This is a genomic window from Hydrogenophaga palleronii (assembly GCF_031457455.1).
GTDB classification, from domain to species: Bacteria; Pseudomonadota; Gammaproteobacteria; order Burkholderiales; family Burkholderiaceae_C; genus Hydrogenophaga; species Hydrogenophaga palleronii_A.
On record NZ_JAVDWU010000004.1, the window covers coordinates 127980 to 143175 of the forward strand.

14 protein-coding genes are annotated in these 15196 nt (G+C 63.9%); 7 read left to right on the top strand and 7 right to left on the bottom strand.

Annotated elements, in window-relative coordinates; genetic code table 11:
- Positions 1–12 precede the first annotated feature (12 nt).
- From ftsA to J2W49_RS10730, 4 genes are all read left to right on the top strand, one after another.
- The gene (ftsA, locus tag J2W49_RS10715) at positions 13–1242 is read left to right on the top strand and encodes a cell division protein FtsA (protein ID WP_310315501.1); all 1230 of its coding nucleotides are present in this window, start codon (positions 13–15) and stop codon (positions 1240–1242) included.
- Between the two features lie 189 nt (positions 1243–1431).
- Positions 1432–2643 carry a cell division protein FtsZ gene (gene ftsZ / locus J2W49_RS10720; RefSeq protein WP_310315503.1) on the top strand — a complete coding sequence of 404 codons (1212 nt, stop codon included), beginning with the start codon at positions 1432–1434 and terminating at the stop codon, positions 2641–2643.
- Positions 2644–2868: 225 nt separating this feature from the next.
- Positions 2869–3792, top strand: a complete 924-nt coding sequence (lpxC, locus tag J2W49_RS10725; protein ID WP_310315505.1) for a UDP-3-O-acyl-N-acetylglucosamine deacetylase — start codon at positions 2869–2871, stop codon at positions 3790–3792.
- A 28-nt stretch (positions 3793–3820) separates the two neighbouring features.
- Positions 3821–3997: a hypothetical protein gene (locus J2W49_RS10730; RefSeq protein WP_310315506.1), complete on the top strand. Its 177-nt coding sequence runs from the start codon at positions 3821–3823 to the stop codon at positions 3995–3997.
- Positions 3998–4230: 233 nt separating this feature from the next.
- Here J2W49_RS10730 and ruvC read toward each other — a convergent pair whose 3' ends face one another.
- The 7 genes from ruvC to J2W49_RS10765 form a co-directional block, all read right to left on the bottom strand.
- Positions 4231–4779 (bottom strand): crossover junction endodeoxyribonuclease RuvC, encoded by a 549-nt coding sequence (gene ruvC, locus J2W49_RS10735; RefSeq protein WP_310315508.1) that lies wholly within the window; start codon positions 4777–4779, stop codon positions 4231–4233.
- A gap of 4 nt (positions 4780–4783) precedes the next feature.
- Positions 4784–5773, bottom strand: coding sequence for a phosphatidate cytidylyltransferase (locus J2W49_RS10740; RefSeq protein ID WP_310315510.1), 990 nt, complete (start codon positions 5771–5773; stop codon positions 4784–4786).
- On the bottom strand, positions 5773–6369 hold the full coding sequence (locus J2W49_RS10745; RefSeq protein WP_310315512.1) for a lysophospholipid acyltransferase family protein: 597 nt from the start codon (positions 6367–6369) through the stop codon (positions 5773–5775). The genes J2W49_RS10740 and J2W49_RS10745 overlap by 1 nt, the downstream gene beginning before the upstream one ends.
- Before the next feature lie 451 nt (positions 6370–6820).
- The gene (mtgA, locus tag J2W49_RS10750; protein ID WP_310315514.1) at positions 6821–7558 is read right to left on the bottom strand and encodes a monofunctional biosynthetic peptidoglycan transglycosylase; all 738 of its coding nucleotides are present in this window, start codon (positions 7556–7558) and stop codon (positions 6821–6823) included.
- 10 nt (positions 7559–7568) lie between these two features.
- Complete coding sequence (locus J2W49_RS10755) at positions 7569–8435, bottom strand: energy transducer TonB (protein WP_310315516.1); 867 nt, start codon at positions 8433–8435, stop codon at positions 7569–7571.
- 34 nt (positions 8436–8469) lie between these two features.
- The gene (locus J2W49_RS10760) at positions 8470–10557 is read right to left on the bottom strand and encodes a ribonuclease catalytic domain-containing protein (protein WP_310315518.1); all 2088 of its coding nucleotides are present in this window, start codon (positions 10555–10557) and stop codon (positions 8470–8472) included.
- Between the two features lie 55 nt (positions 10558–10612).
- Positions 10613–11263, bottom strand: coding sequence for a YqiA/YcfP family alpha/beta fold hydrolase (locus tag J2W49_RS10765; RefSeq protein WP_310315520.1), 651 nt, complete (start codon positions 11261–11263; stop codon positions 10613–10615).
- Between the two features lie 23 nt (positions 11264–11286).
- Between J2W49_RS10765 and rodA the strand changes: the two genes are divergently transcribed.
- From rodA to tldD, 3 genes are all read left to right on the top strand, one after another.
- Positions 11287–12441, top strand: coding sequence for a rod shape-determining protein RodA (rodA, locus tag J2W49_RS10770; RefSeq protein ID WP_310315521.1), 1155 nt, complete (start codon positions 11287–11289; stop codon positions 12439–12441).
- Between the two features lie 8 nt (positions 12442–12449).
- Complete coding sequence (locus J2W49_RS10775; protein WP_310315523.1) at positions 12450–13361, top strand: NAD(P)-dependent oxidoreductase; 912 nt, start codon at positions 12450–12452, stop codon at positions 13359–13361.
- A gap of 79 nt (positions 13362–13440) precedes the next feature.
- Complete coding sequence (gene tldD, locus J2W49_RS10780; RefSeq protein WP_310315525.1) at positions 13441–14901, top strand: metalloprotease TldD; 1461 nt, start codon at positions 13441–13443, stop codon at positions 14899–14901.
- The last annotated feature ends 295 nt before the right edge of the window (positions 14902–15196 follow it).

Consider the following 15196-nt stretch of genomic DNA (forward strand, 5'->3'; position numbering starts at 1 on the left):
CAAGTAGCAATCATGGCCAAGGAATACAAGGATCTGGTGGTCGGACTCGACATCGGCACCGCCAAAATCATGGTGGTGGTCGCCGAGGTTCAGTCCAATGGCCAACTCAAGCTCGCCGGGCTCGGGGTATCGGCCAGCCACGGGCTCAAGCGCGGCGTGGTGGTGAACATCGACGCCACGGTGCAAAGCATCCAGGCCGCGCTGAAAGAGGCCGAGCTGATGGCCGACTGCCGCATCGCGCGGGTCTACACCGGCATCACCGGCAGCCACATCCGGGGCATCAACAGCAGTGGCATGGTCGCCATCAAGGACCGCGAGGTCACGGCCGCCGATGTGGCGCGCGTCATCGAAACCGCCAAGGCCATCAACATCTCCACCGACCAGCGCCTGCTGCTGGTGGAGCCGCAGGAGTTCGTGATCGACGGCCAGGAAGTGAAAGAGCCGATCGGCATGAGTGGCATCCGCCTGGAAGCCAAGGTGCACATCGTCACCGGTGCGCAGAGCGCGGCCGAGAACATCATCAAGTGTGTGCGCCGCTGCGGGCTGGAAGTGGATCAGCTCATGCTCAATCCGCTGGCGTCCAGCCAGGCCATCCTCACCGACGATGAAAAGGAACTGGGCGTGGCGTTGGTGGACATCGGCGCGGGCACCACCGACGTGGCCATCTTTGCCGGCGGTGCCATTCGTCACACGGCGGTGATTCCGATTGCGGGGGACCTGATCACCAGCGACATCGCCATGGCCTTGCGCACGCCCACCAAGGACGCCGAAGACATCAAGGTCGAGTCCGGTTGCGCCAAACAACTGCTGGCCGATCCCGACACCCAGGTGGAGGTGCCCGGGCTGGGCGATCGCGGGCCGCGCATGCTGAGTCGGCAGGCCTTGGCCGGCGTCATCGAACCGCGTGTGGAAGAAATCTTCTCGCTGGTGCAGCAGGTGGTGCGCGATTCAGGCCATGAAGAGGTGTTGTCCTCAGGCATCGTGCTCACCGGCGGAAGCGCCGTCATGCCGGGCATGGTGGAACTTGGCGAAGACATTTTCCTCAAGCCGGTTCGCCGTGGTGTACCGAATTACGCCAGCGCGTTGTCCGACATGGTGATGCAGACACGCGCCGCCACGGTGATGGGACTGTTGGAAGAAGCCCGCCTGGCCCGCGTGCGCGGGCACAAAGTGGCACAAAAAGCGGGTTCCGTGCAAAGCGCACTGGAACGGGTGAAGAACTGGTTTGTGGGGACCTTCTGATGAATATCCCCCGCCACGCTCCGCGCGACCCCCCACGGGGCGACCCGGGCACTCGACGACGGCGACGACAACGCTGCGTCAAACACACGGGCCCCCCAGGATGAGACCAACCCCTTTCCCTTGTATTTCCAGATTCAGAAATCGCCGCCCCGGCGGCAACCCGAAAAGCAACTGCACCAGGAGCACACCATGAGCATCGAAATGATCGAAGTCGAAGAATTCAACCAGGGCACCCAGATCAAGGTGATCGGCGTCGGTGGCGGCGGCGGCAACGCAGTCGAGCACATGATTTCGCGTACCGTTCAGGGCGTGGAATTCATCTGCGCCAACACCGATGCGCAAGCCCTCACGCGCAGCGCGGCCCACAAGACCATCCAGCTGGGCACCAGCGGTCTGGGCGCCGGCAGCAAGCCTGAAAAGGGTCGTGACGCGGCCGAGCAGGCGGTGGACGACATCCGCTCCGCCATCGCCGGTGCGCACATGCTCTTCATCACCGCCGGCATGGGTGGCGGTACCGGCACCGGCGCGGCCCCCGTGATCGCCCGCGTGGCCAAGGAAATGGGCATCCTGACCGTGGGGGTGGTCACCAAGCCGTTTGATTGGGAAGGCGGCCGCCGAATGACCAACGCCGACAACGGCCTGGCCGAACTCGAAGCCAACGTGGACAGTCTGATCGTGGTGCTCAACGAGAAGCTGCAGGAAGTGCTGGGCGACGAAGTCACCCAGGACGAAGCCTTCGCCCACGCCAACGACGTGCTCAAAAACGCCGTGGGCGGCATTGCCGAAATCATCAACGAGTACGGCAACGTCAACGTCGACTTCGAAGACGTGCGCACGGTGATGGGCGAACCCGGCAAAGCCATGATGGGCACGGCCACCGCCGCTGGCCCGGACCGGGCCCGCATTGCTGCCGAACAGGCCGTGGCCTGCCCGCTGCTCGAAGGCATCGACCTTTCCGGCGCCAAGGGCGTGCTGGTGTTGGTGACCGCAGCCAAGGGCTCGCTCAAGCTGTCGGAATCCAAGCTGGCCATGAACACCATCCGCGCCTACGCTTCGCCCGAAGCGCATGTGATCTATGGTGCTGCCTACGACGACAGCCTGGGCGACGAAATGCGCGTCACCGTGGTGGCCACTGGCCTGTCCCGCCAGGGCGCGCGCCGCACGGCCCCTCCGCTGCAGGTGTTGCGCACCGGTACCGACAACGTGCCGTTCCACGTACCCACCGTCAACGCAGCGGTGGACGGCCCAGGCGCTCACGGCCAGCCCGACTACCACTCCATGGCGGTGCCCAGCGTGTGGCGCACCAACCGCACCCAGGCGGCCGCCAAGGTGGACGCGCTGGCATCGGGTGGCATGGACGATTTCGAGATCCCGGCCTTCCTGCGCAAACAAGCCGATTGATCGACTCCCCCCGAAGCGCCTGCGGCGCCTCCCCCAGGGGGGCAACACCTGCGGCCCGGCAAAGCCGGTTCCGCGGTGTTCTGGATTTGAAATCTCGCGCCTGAGGACGGGCTGCTCGCTACGCTTTCCATCCCATCAATCCAGGTGTCCCCGTTTTGGGCATGCATATTGCCGGGATAGCTTTCCTGGTGAGCACGAAACCGCCATGAAAACTAAAATCGCAGGATGATTGCGCAACGCACCCTCAAATCCCTCACCAAGGCGGTGGGTGTCGGCCTGCACAGCGGCCAGCGGGTGGAACTCACCCTTCGGCCAGCAGCGCCCGACACCGGCATCGTGTTTCGCCGTGTCGACTTGCCGGAACCGGTGGACATTCCGGTGAATGCTGAATCGGTGACCGACACGCGCCTGGCCTCGACCATCTCCAAAGGCGGAGCAAAAGTCCAGACGATTGAGCATCTGATGAGTGCCTGCTCCGGTCTGGGGCTGGACAACCTGTATGTCGACATCACGGCCGAAGAAGTGCCCATTCTGGACGGGTCGTCGGCGTCTTTCGTATACCTGCTACAGAGCGCCGGCATCGTGATGCAGAACGCGCCCAAGCGATTCATTCGCGTGATCAAACCGGTCGAAGTGCGTGAAGGTGAAGGCCGAACCGGCAAGTGGGCGCGATTCGACCCCTTTCATGGCTACAAATTGCGTTTCGAGATCGAGTTCGATCACCCGGCCATCACTTCCACGGGACAGAGCTTCGAATTCGATTTTGGCAGTGGTCGCTACACCCGGGAAATCGCACGAGCGCGCACCTTCGGGTTCACAAAAGAGGTGGAAATGATGCGTTCGCGTGGCTTGGGCCTGGGCGGTGGCCTGGACAACGCGATCGTCATGGACGATGTGAAGGTGCTCAATTCAGACGGCCTGCGTTACCAGGACGAGTTCGTTAAGCACAAGATCCTGGATGCGATCGGCGACCTGTACGTCATCGGCAAGCCCCTGCTGGCCGCCTACAGCGCGTTCCGCAGCGGCCATGCCATGAACAACCTGTTGCTGCGCGAACTGCTGAAACAACCCGACGCCTACGAGGTGGTGAGCTTCGAACGCGAGCGCGAAGCCCCGTCGGGCTTCGCCCAGTTGGCTCCGGCATGGTGACCTCGGGCATGCGCCCTGAGGTTTTCTGATGCTGCTGTTCCGGGTCACCGTTTTCCTGCTGCTGATCGCGGCAGGCGTGTGCTTCGCGTTCTACATGGGCACAGGTCAGGCGAAATTCCGCCAGTGGGGCCTGGTGATCCTGAAGTGGACAGTCATCGCCGCGCTCGGCTTCTTCGGCGTCCTGATACTGGAACGGCTGGTGTAGGGATCCTTTTCCGGCGCGAAATGCTTCTATCCAGAGATACCGAGGAACCGGCTTTGCCGGGCCTCTGGTATCGCCCCCTACAAGGGGGTGACGCGAAGCGGCGCGGGGGTGGGCCAAAGCCTCCGGCGCGAAATGCCTCTATCCAGAGATACCGAGGAACCGGCTTTGCCGGGCCTCTGGTATCGCCCCCCTCAGGGGGTGGGGGTGACGCCGAAGGCGGCGCGGGGGGAGGGTCAATAGCTCCTTCCGTCGCGGTAGGCAGCATGCGTACGCGCCTGCAGCGGCGAAACCTTGTTGATCGCCAGCATGGTGCGGCTGACCTGGGCGTGTGTGATGGCCAGGCCCAATGCATCGGCCGCATCCTTGCCGGGCAGGCCCGGCAGCTTCAGCAGCCGCTTCACCATTTCCTGCACCTGCGGTTTGGCCGCCTTGCCGTAGCCCACCACGGCCTTCTTGAGCTGCAGGGCGGTGTACTCGGCCACGGGCAGGTGGTTGGCCACCAGGGCGGTCAGACAGGCACCACGCGCCTGACCCAGCAGCAGGGTGGCCTGGGGGTTGACGTTCACGAACACGATTTCGCAGGCCGACACTTCAGGCTGGTAGCGCGCCACCACCTCGGAGATGCCGTCGAACAGCACTTTCAGTCGCGCAGGCAACAAGGCACCATCCTTGGGGCTGGTCTGTATGGTGCCGCTGGCCACGTAGTGCAGGTTGGCGCCGTCGGTGTCGATCACGCCGAAACCGGTGCACTGCAGGCCAGGGTCGATGCCAAGAATTCGCATGTTCTTAGAGACCGAAGGTCCAGCGCACCGAGTGGAAGAACACCGGTGCCGCAAAGCACAGCGCATCCACACGATCGAGCAGGCCGCTGGCGCCCGTGACGGAGCGTCCGGCAGAACCCCAGTGGGTGACGCCGCGGTCGCGCTTGATGGCCTTCATGACCAGGTGCCCCAACGAGCCGGCCACGCAGGCCACCAGAGCCATGCCCATGGCAGCGAGCGGTTTGAAGGGCGTGAACCCGGCCAGTGCAGCCCCCAGCAGGCCGCCCGCCAGCAGGCCGATGCCCCAGCTGCTCCAGCGAAAGGTCTCGCTGATGGCCGGCGCCGCGGGCGTGCCCTGGCGGCGGGCGGCCACATGCTGCACCAGCATACAGGTCTGCACCACGAGCACCAGGAACAACACCAGAAACGCATTCTTGCCTTCGAAACGCGGGAAGTTCAGCAGCATCAGCGCGGGCACGTGGCTCATGCCGTAGACGCACACCATGATGCCCCATTGCAGCTTCGCGTTGCGCTCCAGGAACCGTTCGGGGTCGTTGCCCAGCGCGCTCACCACCGGAATCGCCAGGAACACGTACACCGGCACAAACACGGTGAACAGATTGAAGTGCTCGGTCCAGACCAGACCGTACTGCATCGGCAGGACCAGGAAAAAAGCCATTACCAGGCTGCGATGATCGCCGCGCCGCGTGGGCGAGAGGCTGATGAACTCGCGCAGGATCAGAAACGACACCAGGCCAAACAGCACAATGGCCACCCCGTCGCCGGCCGCCCAGGCCACCCAGAACACCAGCATCATCAGCCAGGAGCTGCGCAACAAGGCCTGGTTGTCGCGATGCTGGTAGAGGCGGTCATCGCTGAGCGGCGAAGTGGCGCGACGCTCGCGAAGGGAGAGCAGCACGCTCACGGCGCTGGCGAGCATCAGCAAGCCAAACAACACCACAAAAAGCAGGCTGACCTGCTGTTCCGGTGACAGACTGCGCAGAAAGCTGCCCATCAGACCTCCCTCAGCGCCACGACCGCCTCCCGTGCGCGCACCAGAAAGGCCGGACGGTCTTCGTCCGCTTCCAGCCGGATTGGTTCACCGAAGGTGACCGAGCACAACACCGGCACAGGCACGACCTCCCCCTTGGGCATCACGCGCTGCACGTTGTGGATCCAGGCGGGCACCAGCACCACGTCGGGAAAGCGCTTAGCGAGGTTGTAAATGCCCGACTTGAACGGCTGGGGGTCCTCGGCAAAACCCCGTGTGCCTTCGGGAAACAGAATCAGGGAGTCACCACTTTCCAGCGCGTTGATCAGCGGCTGCAGCGGATCTTCTTCACCCTTGCGTTCGCGCTCCACATACACCGCATTGAACACCTCGGTCGTGATCCAGCGCTTGAACCGGGACCCTGTCCAGTAATCCTTGGCGGCAATCGGTCGTGTGATGCTGCGCAACTCCTGTGGCAGCGCCGCCCAGATCAGCACCAGATCGGCATGGCTCTGGTGGTTGGCGAAATAAATGCGCTGTTCCGCCTTGGGCGGGCACCCATGCCAACGCGCCTGGGCCCCCGTGAGCAGACGCACCAGGCCCAGCAGAAAAACACTCATGACGCCAGCCCCGAACTTCATAGGGGATTCCCGGTAGGGAGCGACTCGACGTAGAGGAAGCCCAGCGAGTGCGGGAGAGCCAAATCCAGAGACACCGAGGAAAGGGCTTTGCCCGGCTCAAGAACGTATTCACGGGTTCCGTGGGGTCGCGTTGGGACGCAATCGGGATGAGTTGACCGCCAACACCACGCCGCATGGGCTGCTGCCCATGCAAGGGGTTTGGTGGGCAAATCGCCCGATTTCGTCCCAACCCGAAGGGCAAGTGCCCGAGCGGGCGGTCTGCGGCGTTGCAAAGCCTCGCCGGGCCACCAGCCCGGCTGCGTTTTGCGCCTTGCAGCCCATCCCGCCCGGTCACTTGCGCGACCCCACGGAACCCGTGAATACGTTCTCAAGTGTCGTCGCCCTGGGGGGAAGCCGCATGGCGGCGCAGGGGGGCGCATGTCCAGGGGGGTCATGGTAGGCCCACCGCGCCCATCCGCGCCACGATCGTCGATGTGCGACCAGCGAGGTAGGCCGAACCTTGTCGGGTTTCAAAGAACTTGGGTGAGGGCAGCATGACGGCCAGGCGCGCGGCCTCGTGCGCACTGAGCTTGCTTGCCGGCTTCTTGAAGTAACGCTGTGCCGCGGCTTCGGCACCGAACACGCCTTCACCCCATTCCACGCTGTTGAGGTAGATCTCCAGGATGCGTTCTTTGCTCAGGAAGGTTTCCAGCATCAGCGCCAGCACCAGTTCCTGACCCTTGCGCAGCATCTGTCGCTCACCCGAAAGCAGCAGGTTCTTGGCGAGTTGCTGGGTGATGGTCGAGCCGCCGATGACCTTGGGTGCCCGTGGTGACGGCGTCTTGCGTTGAGCGGCTTGTTGCTGGCGACGCGCGTTCTTTCGCCAGGCCGACTCGATGGCGGCCCAGTCGACCCCGCCATGCTCCAGGAACCCCGCGTCTTCCGACGCGATCACCGCGCGTTTGAGGTTGGTGCTGATCTGGTCACCATCGACCCAGCGTTGGGACCAGCGCCAGTGCTTTTTGTCATCGCGCAGGCTGGTTGTGCCGATGCGCCAGGCTTCCGAGCGCATGAAGGCGGTGCTTTGCGGATCGATCACGACCATGAGGGCGATGCGCAGGACGAAAAAGAGCTGCAGCGCCACGCCTGCGAGCAGCACCCACATCAACCAGCGCAGAACCGGCTTCATGGGCAGGCGCTCACTGGCTGGACATCTGGGTTCTCAGCGTTTCGTCGCGTGTGAAACGAAAACGGGAGACCACGACGATCTGATCGGCCTGGCGGCGCATGGCATCGTTGAAACGGCCAAAAGCCAGACTTCGCACAATGGCTTCGGCCCTGCGGTCCAGGGTGCTGTTGCCTGAACCCTGCGCCACCTCCGTGTCCAGCACGTCGCCCGTGTGGTTGACCGTGATGACCATGGTCAGTTCGCCATAGAGTTTGCGCCCTGCAGCCACGGGGAAATTGGTGGTACCACGGTCCTCGATCTTGCGGCGCAGCTCGTCGTAGTAGATCGCATAGACCTCTTCCCGCGTGGCCGGGCTGATGTAGCGCTTCTTGGGCCGCGCATTCTCTTCGCTGATGCGCTTCTCGATTTCAGCCAGGATCTTGATCAGCGCGCGGCGCTTTTGCTCGCGCTCGATCGACTCCTGGCTCGTGTTGACGGCCTGGAGGTCGGGCGGCGGCATGCTGGCGAGCTGTTTGCGAACCTGGGCCAGGATCTGGTTCTGTTGCTGCTTGAGCGCTTCGATGCGCCGCTCGTCTTCGTCGGGGTTGTCACCGAGCCGGGCCACAGTGGAAGGGGGCAAAGGTGATGTGGCCCGACCGCGCTCGGCGTCGCCGCCACCGGCCAGAGAGGCCTGGGCAATGGCCGTGGCTTTCTCGGGGCGCTCATCGCTGCGGGCATTGACCAGAATGACCTCGAGCGGCGTGTCCTGGAACACCCGATTGAAGCCTTCCGGGTTCACAAAGCGAACGGTCAGCAATGCGGCATGCACCGCGACAGACACCGCCAGTGCCACCTGCAGTGTGCTGAGTTGCTTCAGGAACGTCAACGCGGTTTTCACGGGGCCATTATCCGCAAGCTGTGGGGGTGTTCGCTCAATGTCCGTCGCCGACGGGCGGCGATGCCGTTGCGCTTGCAATCGTGGTTTCTTCCGTGTCCGCTTCGTCCACGCTGATCGCCAGCGCCAAGGGCGCGGCCAGACCCTCGTCGTCACCGTCGGACTCGTCGCTGGCGGCGTCATCCAGTTCGTCCACCGGCAGATCCAGGCGTTCGATCACGGTGCCAGAGACTTCCAGGGAGATCTCATCGACCGCCCCCAGGCGAACGCGCACATGGGCGCCGCGCGGCAGGTTCTCGGTACCCATCGCCGGGAAAACCAGGGGCAGGGTGTCCGCGCGAACCAGGTTGTCGCGAACCAGCGTGGCCGTGAGTTCGCTCTGGTTGTTCTGCTGCAGGTACTTCAGTGTCCAGTAGCGCTCCATACCGTTCTGAAAGCCGTTGTAGGCCGAATAGGCGGCGTCGAATCCACTGATGATGGAAAAGAGATTGGCGTCCTTGGGCTTGAAGGGGGCCGCCAGCGCAGCGGTGCGACCGTGCCGGGCGCAGGCAATGATCTGCCACTGGTTGACCAGATCGACGTAGCGGCGCAGGGGGGACGTGCTCCAGGCATAGCTCTTCACGCCAATGCCGGCGTGCGGTTGCGCCTTGGTGCCCATGCGCACCTTCACGCCCGGCATCAGGCTGGCCTGGCTCCGGTAGATGCCCGGCACACCGCATTCGGCCAGCCACTGGCCCCAGGTGCTGTTGGCCAGAATCATGGCTTCGGCCACCATCAGGTCCAGCGGCGCACCGCGCTTTCGGGTGCCGATCTGTACGCGCTCATCGCCTCTGGGTTCGTCACCGGTCACGCCTTCGAGGCGGAAGGTGTAGTCGGGGCGGTTGAAGTTTTCGGGTTTGCCACGCACCACCTCGCGCTGCGCCTTGAGGTGACGGGCCAGTCGGAACAGGAAGGCCAGGGTGGGCTGCAGTGCGGCAATCTCCGTCGGCGGCGCATGCACAGGCGTTTCACCGCCCAGCCAGGCCTCGGTGATCACATCGTCGAGCTGGTCGTGACGCAGGTTCAATGCAATCGGCACGCGTTCGAGCGCGGTGCGGCTTTCGCGAACCTCCAGCGTGGCTTCATCCAGCGTCACGTAGAGCGACACCGCCGGACAATCCCGCCCGGCCATCAGGGTGTAGGCCTGCACCACGTCGTCGGGCAGCATGGTGATCTTGTGCCCTGGCATGTAGACGGTCGACAGGCGCGAGCGGGCGACCTGGTCGATGGCGCTCTCGGGCAGAACGGCCAGGCCCGGCGCCGCGATGTGAATGCCCAGCGTCACCGATCCGCTGCCCAGGCCCTGCAGCGACAGCGCGTCGTCGATCTCGGTGGTGTGCGAGTCGTCGATGGAAAAGGCCTGCACGGTGGCCAGGGGCAGTTCATCGGCGATGGCGGGTGCCTGCAGCTGGGGGAAGCCGGTGCCTTTTGGAAACTGGTCAAACAGGAAACGCTGCCAGTGGAACTGGTACGCGCTTTCTATGGCACCTGCGTTGTGCAGCAAGGTCAGGGGTGCGGTGTGGGTGCTGCGGGCAGCGTCGACCACGGCCTTGTACTCGGGTGCGTTCTTGTCGGGTTTGAAGAGGATCTTGTAGAGCTGCTGGCGCACCGGCGCCGGGCAGGTGCCGGCGGCGAGTTCGCCCGCCCAAGCCTCGATCTGCGCCTGCACCTGTTTCTTTTTCTCAATGGCGGCAAGGGCCTGGGCCACGATTTCTGGCGCCGCCTTCTTGTAGCGCCCTTTGCCAGCCCGGCGGAAATAGTGGGGCGCCGCTTGCAGGCAGAGCAGGGCAGCGACCTGTTCGGAAGTGCCCGCGCTGGCGCTGAAATACTCCCGTGCCAGATCGGCGAAGCCAAATTCGTCTTCCGGGGCGAACTCATAGGCCAGCTCCAGCTCCATGCTGTCAGCCAGGGAACCGGCAGCGGCCATCAACTGCGTGGGCGCAGGCTTCTCGAAGCGGAGCAGCGCGTTGGCGGTCTTGACCTTGACCCGCTTGCCCGAATCCAGCTCTACCTGCAGGGAACTCTCTGCTTCAGAGAGCAGGCGACCGGTCAGAAGTTTGCCGGCCTCGTCGAACAGAATATGCATCCGGCGATTGTCCCACGAGGAAATGAAGAGCCCGTGAAGCGTTGGCGCCGCTCATTCAGTCTGCCAAGGGGGGCGTGCCAGCCAAGGCCTGCCCAGGGCGCAACAGGTTCAGGAAGCCGAACAGCGCATCGATGTGATCGTCGAAATCGCTGACGGCGTGGTCGCCGCCTTCGAGCAAGTGAATGGCGCCGCCAGCGCAGAAAGCCTGCATTTCCCGCCAGTCCAGCACCTCGTCGCCCTTGGCAACGAGGGCGAATTGCTGCGGTTGCAAGGACGCGAGGCGATGGATGTCGGCTTCGAGGCTGACCAGCTCGTCGATGTAGCCCGGCTGAAAGAAAAACCGCTCTTCCGGGTTTTGCCAAGTGGTTTGTTCACCGATGTACCTGGCCAGGTCGCGTGCGGGAAAGGCGGCCGGATTGAGCAACGCGGCCCGGCAGCCGGCTTGCAAGGCAAACCATCGGGCATAAAAGCCACCCAGCGAAGATCCCACCACCGCTGTGCGCTGGCGTGGCCATGAACTGGTGCCGTCCATCACCAAAGCCATGGCGTCCTTGGGGGAAGGGGGCAATTGAGGGCACCACCAGACGACCTCCGGGTGCTCGTTTTGCACCCGGTTGCCCACCTTGGTCGCTTTCATGGACAGGGGCGACGACCGAAAACCGTGAAGGTAGAGCAGATGTGTGGTGGGGGCGGTGCTTGGGCTCATCGGGCAAAGGATAATGGCAGACCATGGCCGCCGTATTCGACAAACCTTCCCTGCTTCAGCGCATTGCGCCGATTTTTCAGGGCTTTGACATGCCGCTGCTGCTGGGCATTCTGATCATGGCAGGCGCGGGACTGGTCACGATGTACTCGGTGGGTTTCGACCATGGTGAACGCTTTGCCGCACATGGTCGCAACATGCTGATTGCGATGGGCGTGCTGTTCCTGGTGGCTCAGGTGCCTCCACAGCGTCTGATGTCGCTGGCCATCCCGCTGTACTTTATCGGTCTGGCACTTCTGGTGGGTGTGGAACTGTTCGGCATTGAACGCAAGGGCGCGCAGCGCTGGCTCAATGTGGGTGTGGTGATCCAGCCCAGCGAGCTGCTGAAAATTGCCATGCCGCTGATGCTGGCTTGGTGGTTCCAGCGCCGCGAAGGGCAGCTCAAGCCGATCGACTTCCTGGTGGCGTTTGTCCTGCTCGGCGTGCCAGCGGCCTTGATCCTGAAGCAGCCCGATCTGGGCACGGCACTGCTGGTCGTGGCCTCCGGCATCTTCGTGATTTTTTTCGCCGGGCTGAGCTGGAAGCTGATCCTGCCCCCGCTGGTCCTGGGGGCTGTAGGCGTGGTGACGCTGATCCTGATGGAGGAGCAGTGGTGCGCGCCAGGCGTGGACTGGAAGGTGCTCCGGGAATACCAGCGCATTCGCGTCTGCACATTGCTCGACCCTTTCCAGGACCCGTTGGGCAAAGGTTTTCACATCATCCAGGGCATGATCGCCATTGGTTCCGGAGGCATCTGGGGCAAAGGCTTCATGCAGGGCACACAGACCCACCTGGAGTTCATCCCGGAGCGCACCACAGATTTCATCTATGCCGCTTTTTCCGAAGAGTTTGGTCTTTTGGGCACGTTGGCGCTGATGACCGGGTTCATCTTCCTGATCGTGCGCGGCTTGATGATTGCGCTGGATGCCCCCACGCTGTTCACCCGTTTGTTGGCGGGGGCGCTCACCCTCAACATCTTCGTCTATGCCTTCGTCAACATGGGCATGGTCAGTGGCATCCTGCCGGTCGTGGGGGTGCCGCTGCCCTTCGTGAGCTACGGCGGCACGGCCATGGTCACGTTGGGCGTCGGCTTGGGCATGCTGATGTCGATTGCCCGCTCCAAGCGGCTGATGCAGACGTGAGCGTGCCCATGAGCCTTGTCCAGCCCAGGGTGGCGGTGATCGGCGCTGGCAACATGGGTGGCGGCATGGTGGGCCGCCTTTGTGACCAGTCCTGGCCCGTCGTGGCATGCGACATTGATCCGGACAGGCAGCAGCGGGCCTTGAAGACCGGTGCACAAGGGGCCGGCAGCCCGCATGCGGCGGCGACCCTGCTGGAAGAAGACGGCGTTCTGATCGTCTGCGTGGTTGACGCCGTGCAGACGAATGCGGTGCTGTTTAGCCCGACCGGCGCTGCGAGGGCCATGCGACCAGGGCAGGTGGTCCTGATGTGCCCCACCCTTGCCCCCGATGATGTCGAGGCGTTCGCCCAGCAGCTGGGGGCACTGGGCATCGCCTGCATTGATGCGCCGATGTCAGGGGGCCCCGCGCGGGCGCGTGACGGCAGCATGAGCCTCATGGTCGCCGGCAAGGACGCCTTGTTGAAGCAGCATGAGCCGTTGCTGAGCGCCTTGTCTTCCAGGGTATTTCGCATCAGCGAGCGGGTGGGCGATGCGGCTCGCACCAAGCTGGTCAACAATCTGCTGGCAGGCATCAACCTGGTGGGTGCGGCCGAAGCCCTCGCACTGGCAGAGCGCATGGGCCTGGATGCCTCGCTGACGCTGGATGTGATCGAGCAGTCGAGCGGACAGAGCTGGATCGGCACCGACCGCATGCGCCGCGCCATTGCTGATGATCTGGCCCCCAGGGCCCATGTCACGCTGCTGGAGAAAGACACCCGCCTGGCGGTGCGGGCCGCTCAGCATGTCGGCTTCGCGGGGCCGCTGGGGGCAAAAGCCGCTGCTGTATTTGCCCAGGCCAGTGCCGCCGGACTTGGGGGGCTGGACGATGCTGCCTTGCTGCAGTGGCTGCGACAGGCAGCGAAATCGGGTCCAGGCGATTGAGCTGAGAGTGACCTTGCGAGGCGCCATCGACAAAACCATGTTTGCGATGCGCACAGCAGGTCCTTCTTACAATGGGCGCATGATTTCACGCGAACCCACCCTTGCCCGCCTTGCCACCGCCCAGAGCGCCCTGCTGGATCCGTTTGGCCTGACGCCCTCTCACCTGCAGCGAGCGCTGGGGGAGATCATGTCTCACGGGGTGGATGACGCCGACCTCTATTTCCAGACCACCCGCAGCGAGGGCTGGAGCCTGGAGGAGGGCATCGTCAAGACCGGCAGCTTCAGCATCGACCAGGGCGTGGGCGTGCGTGCGGTCAGCGGCGAAAAGACCGCTTTTGCCTATTCCGACGACCTGTCCTGGGATTCCCTGATTGATGCGGCGCACACCGTGCGCACCATCTCTGCTCAGGGCCAGGGTCGCAAGGTGCGCGTGCCTGCGGTCAAGGTGTCGAAATCGCGCTCGCTTTACCCCGGCCTGGACCCGATCGGCACCATGGACAGCACCGCCAAGGTCGCGCTGCTGGAGAAAGTCGAGCGCCTGGCCAAGGCGAAGGATCCCCGCGTTGTGCAGGTCATGGCCGGCCTGGCAGCCGAGCACGATGTGGTGCTGGTGGCCCGGGCCGACGGCACCCTGGCCGCCGACGTGCGCCCGCTGATCCGCCTGTCGGTCACGGTGATCGCCGAACAAAAGGGGCGCCGCGAAGTCGGCTCCTCGGGTGGCGGTGGTCGCTTCGGGCTGGACTATTTTGACGATGCCATGGTGCAGTCCTATGTGGACGAAGCCGTGGCCAATGCGCTCACCAACCTTGATGCGCGCCCTGCGCCGGCCGGGGAAATGGTGGTGGTGCTGGGTTCCGGCTGGCCGGGCATTCTGTTGCATGAGGCCGTGGGGCATGGCCTGGAAGGCGACTTCAATCGCAAGGGTTCCAGCGCTTTTGCAGGCCGCATCGGCCAGCGCGTGGCCGCCAAGGGCGTGACCGTGCTCGACGACGGCACCATCGCCGACCGACGCGGTTCGCTCAATGTGGACGACGAAGGTCACACCTCGCAGAAGAATGTGCTGATCGAGGATGGCATTCTGCGGGGCTATATCCAGGACGCCATGAACGCGCGCCTGATGGGTGTGAAGCCCACCGGCAACGGCCGCCGCGAGAGCTATGCCCATGTGCCCATGCCTCGCATGACCAACACCTACATGCTCGGCGGTGACAAGGCCCCCGAAGAAATCGTGGCCAGCATCAAGAAAGGCCTTTATGCCACCAACTTCGGCGGTGGACAGGTGGACATCACCTCCGGCAAGTTCGTGTTCTCCGCCAGTCAGGCTTATTGGGTAGAAAACGGTCAGATCCAGTACCCGGTCAAGGGAGCCACGCTGGTGGGCAACGGGCCTGATTCGCTCACCCGCGTGAGCATGATCGGCAACGACATGCGCCTGGACAGCGGCGTGGGCACCTGCGGCAAAGAAGGTCAAAGCGTGCCGGTGGGCGTGGGTCAGCCAACCTTGCGCATCGACGGGCTTACTGTGGGCGGAACCGCATAACCTGTGGCCCACCCCCGCGCCGCGCTTGCAGCGCGTCACCCCCTCAAGGGGGCGACACCAGTGGCCCGGCATAGCCGGTTCCACGGTATCTCTGGAATGAGGCACCTCGCGCCGGAGGCAGGCCTTGCAAGCCGGTTCTGCGGAGCTTGTGCCTGCCTGTGCTACATTTCGACCCCATGACTTCGCGTTTCGCCTTTTTTGCCTTTTACTTTTGGTTCTCAGTCCCCGGCGGACGAGAGGCGAGGCTGTAAGCGCATCACCGAATCTCGATCAAACCGCCGGAGCACCAAGCCCG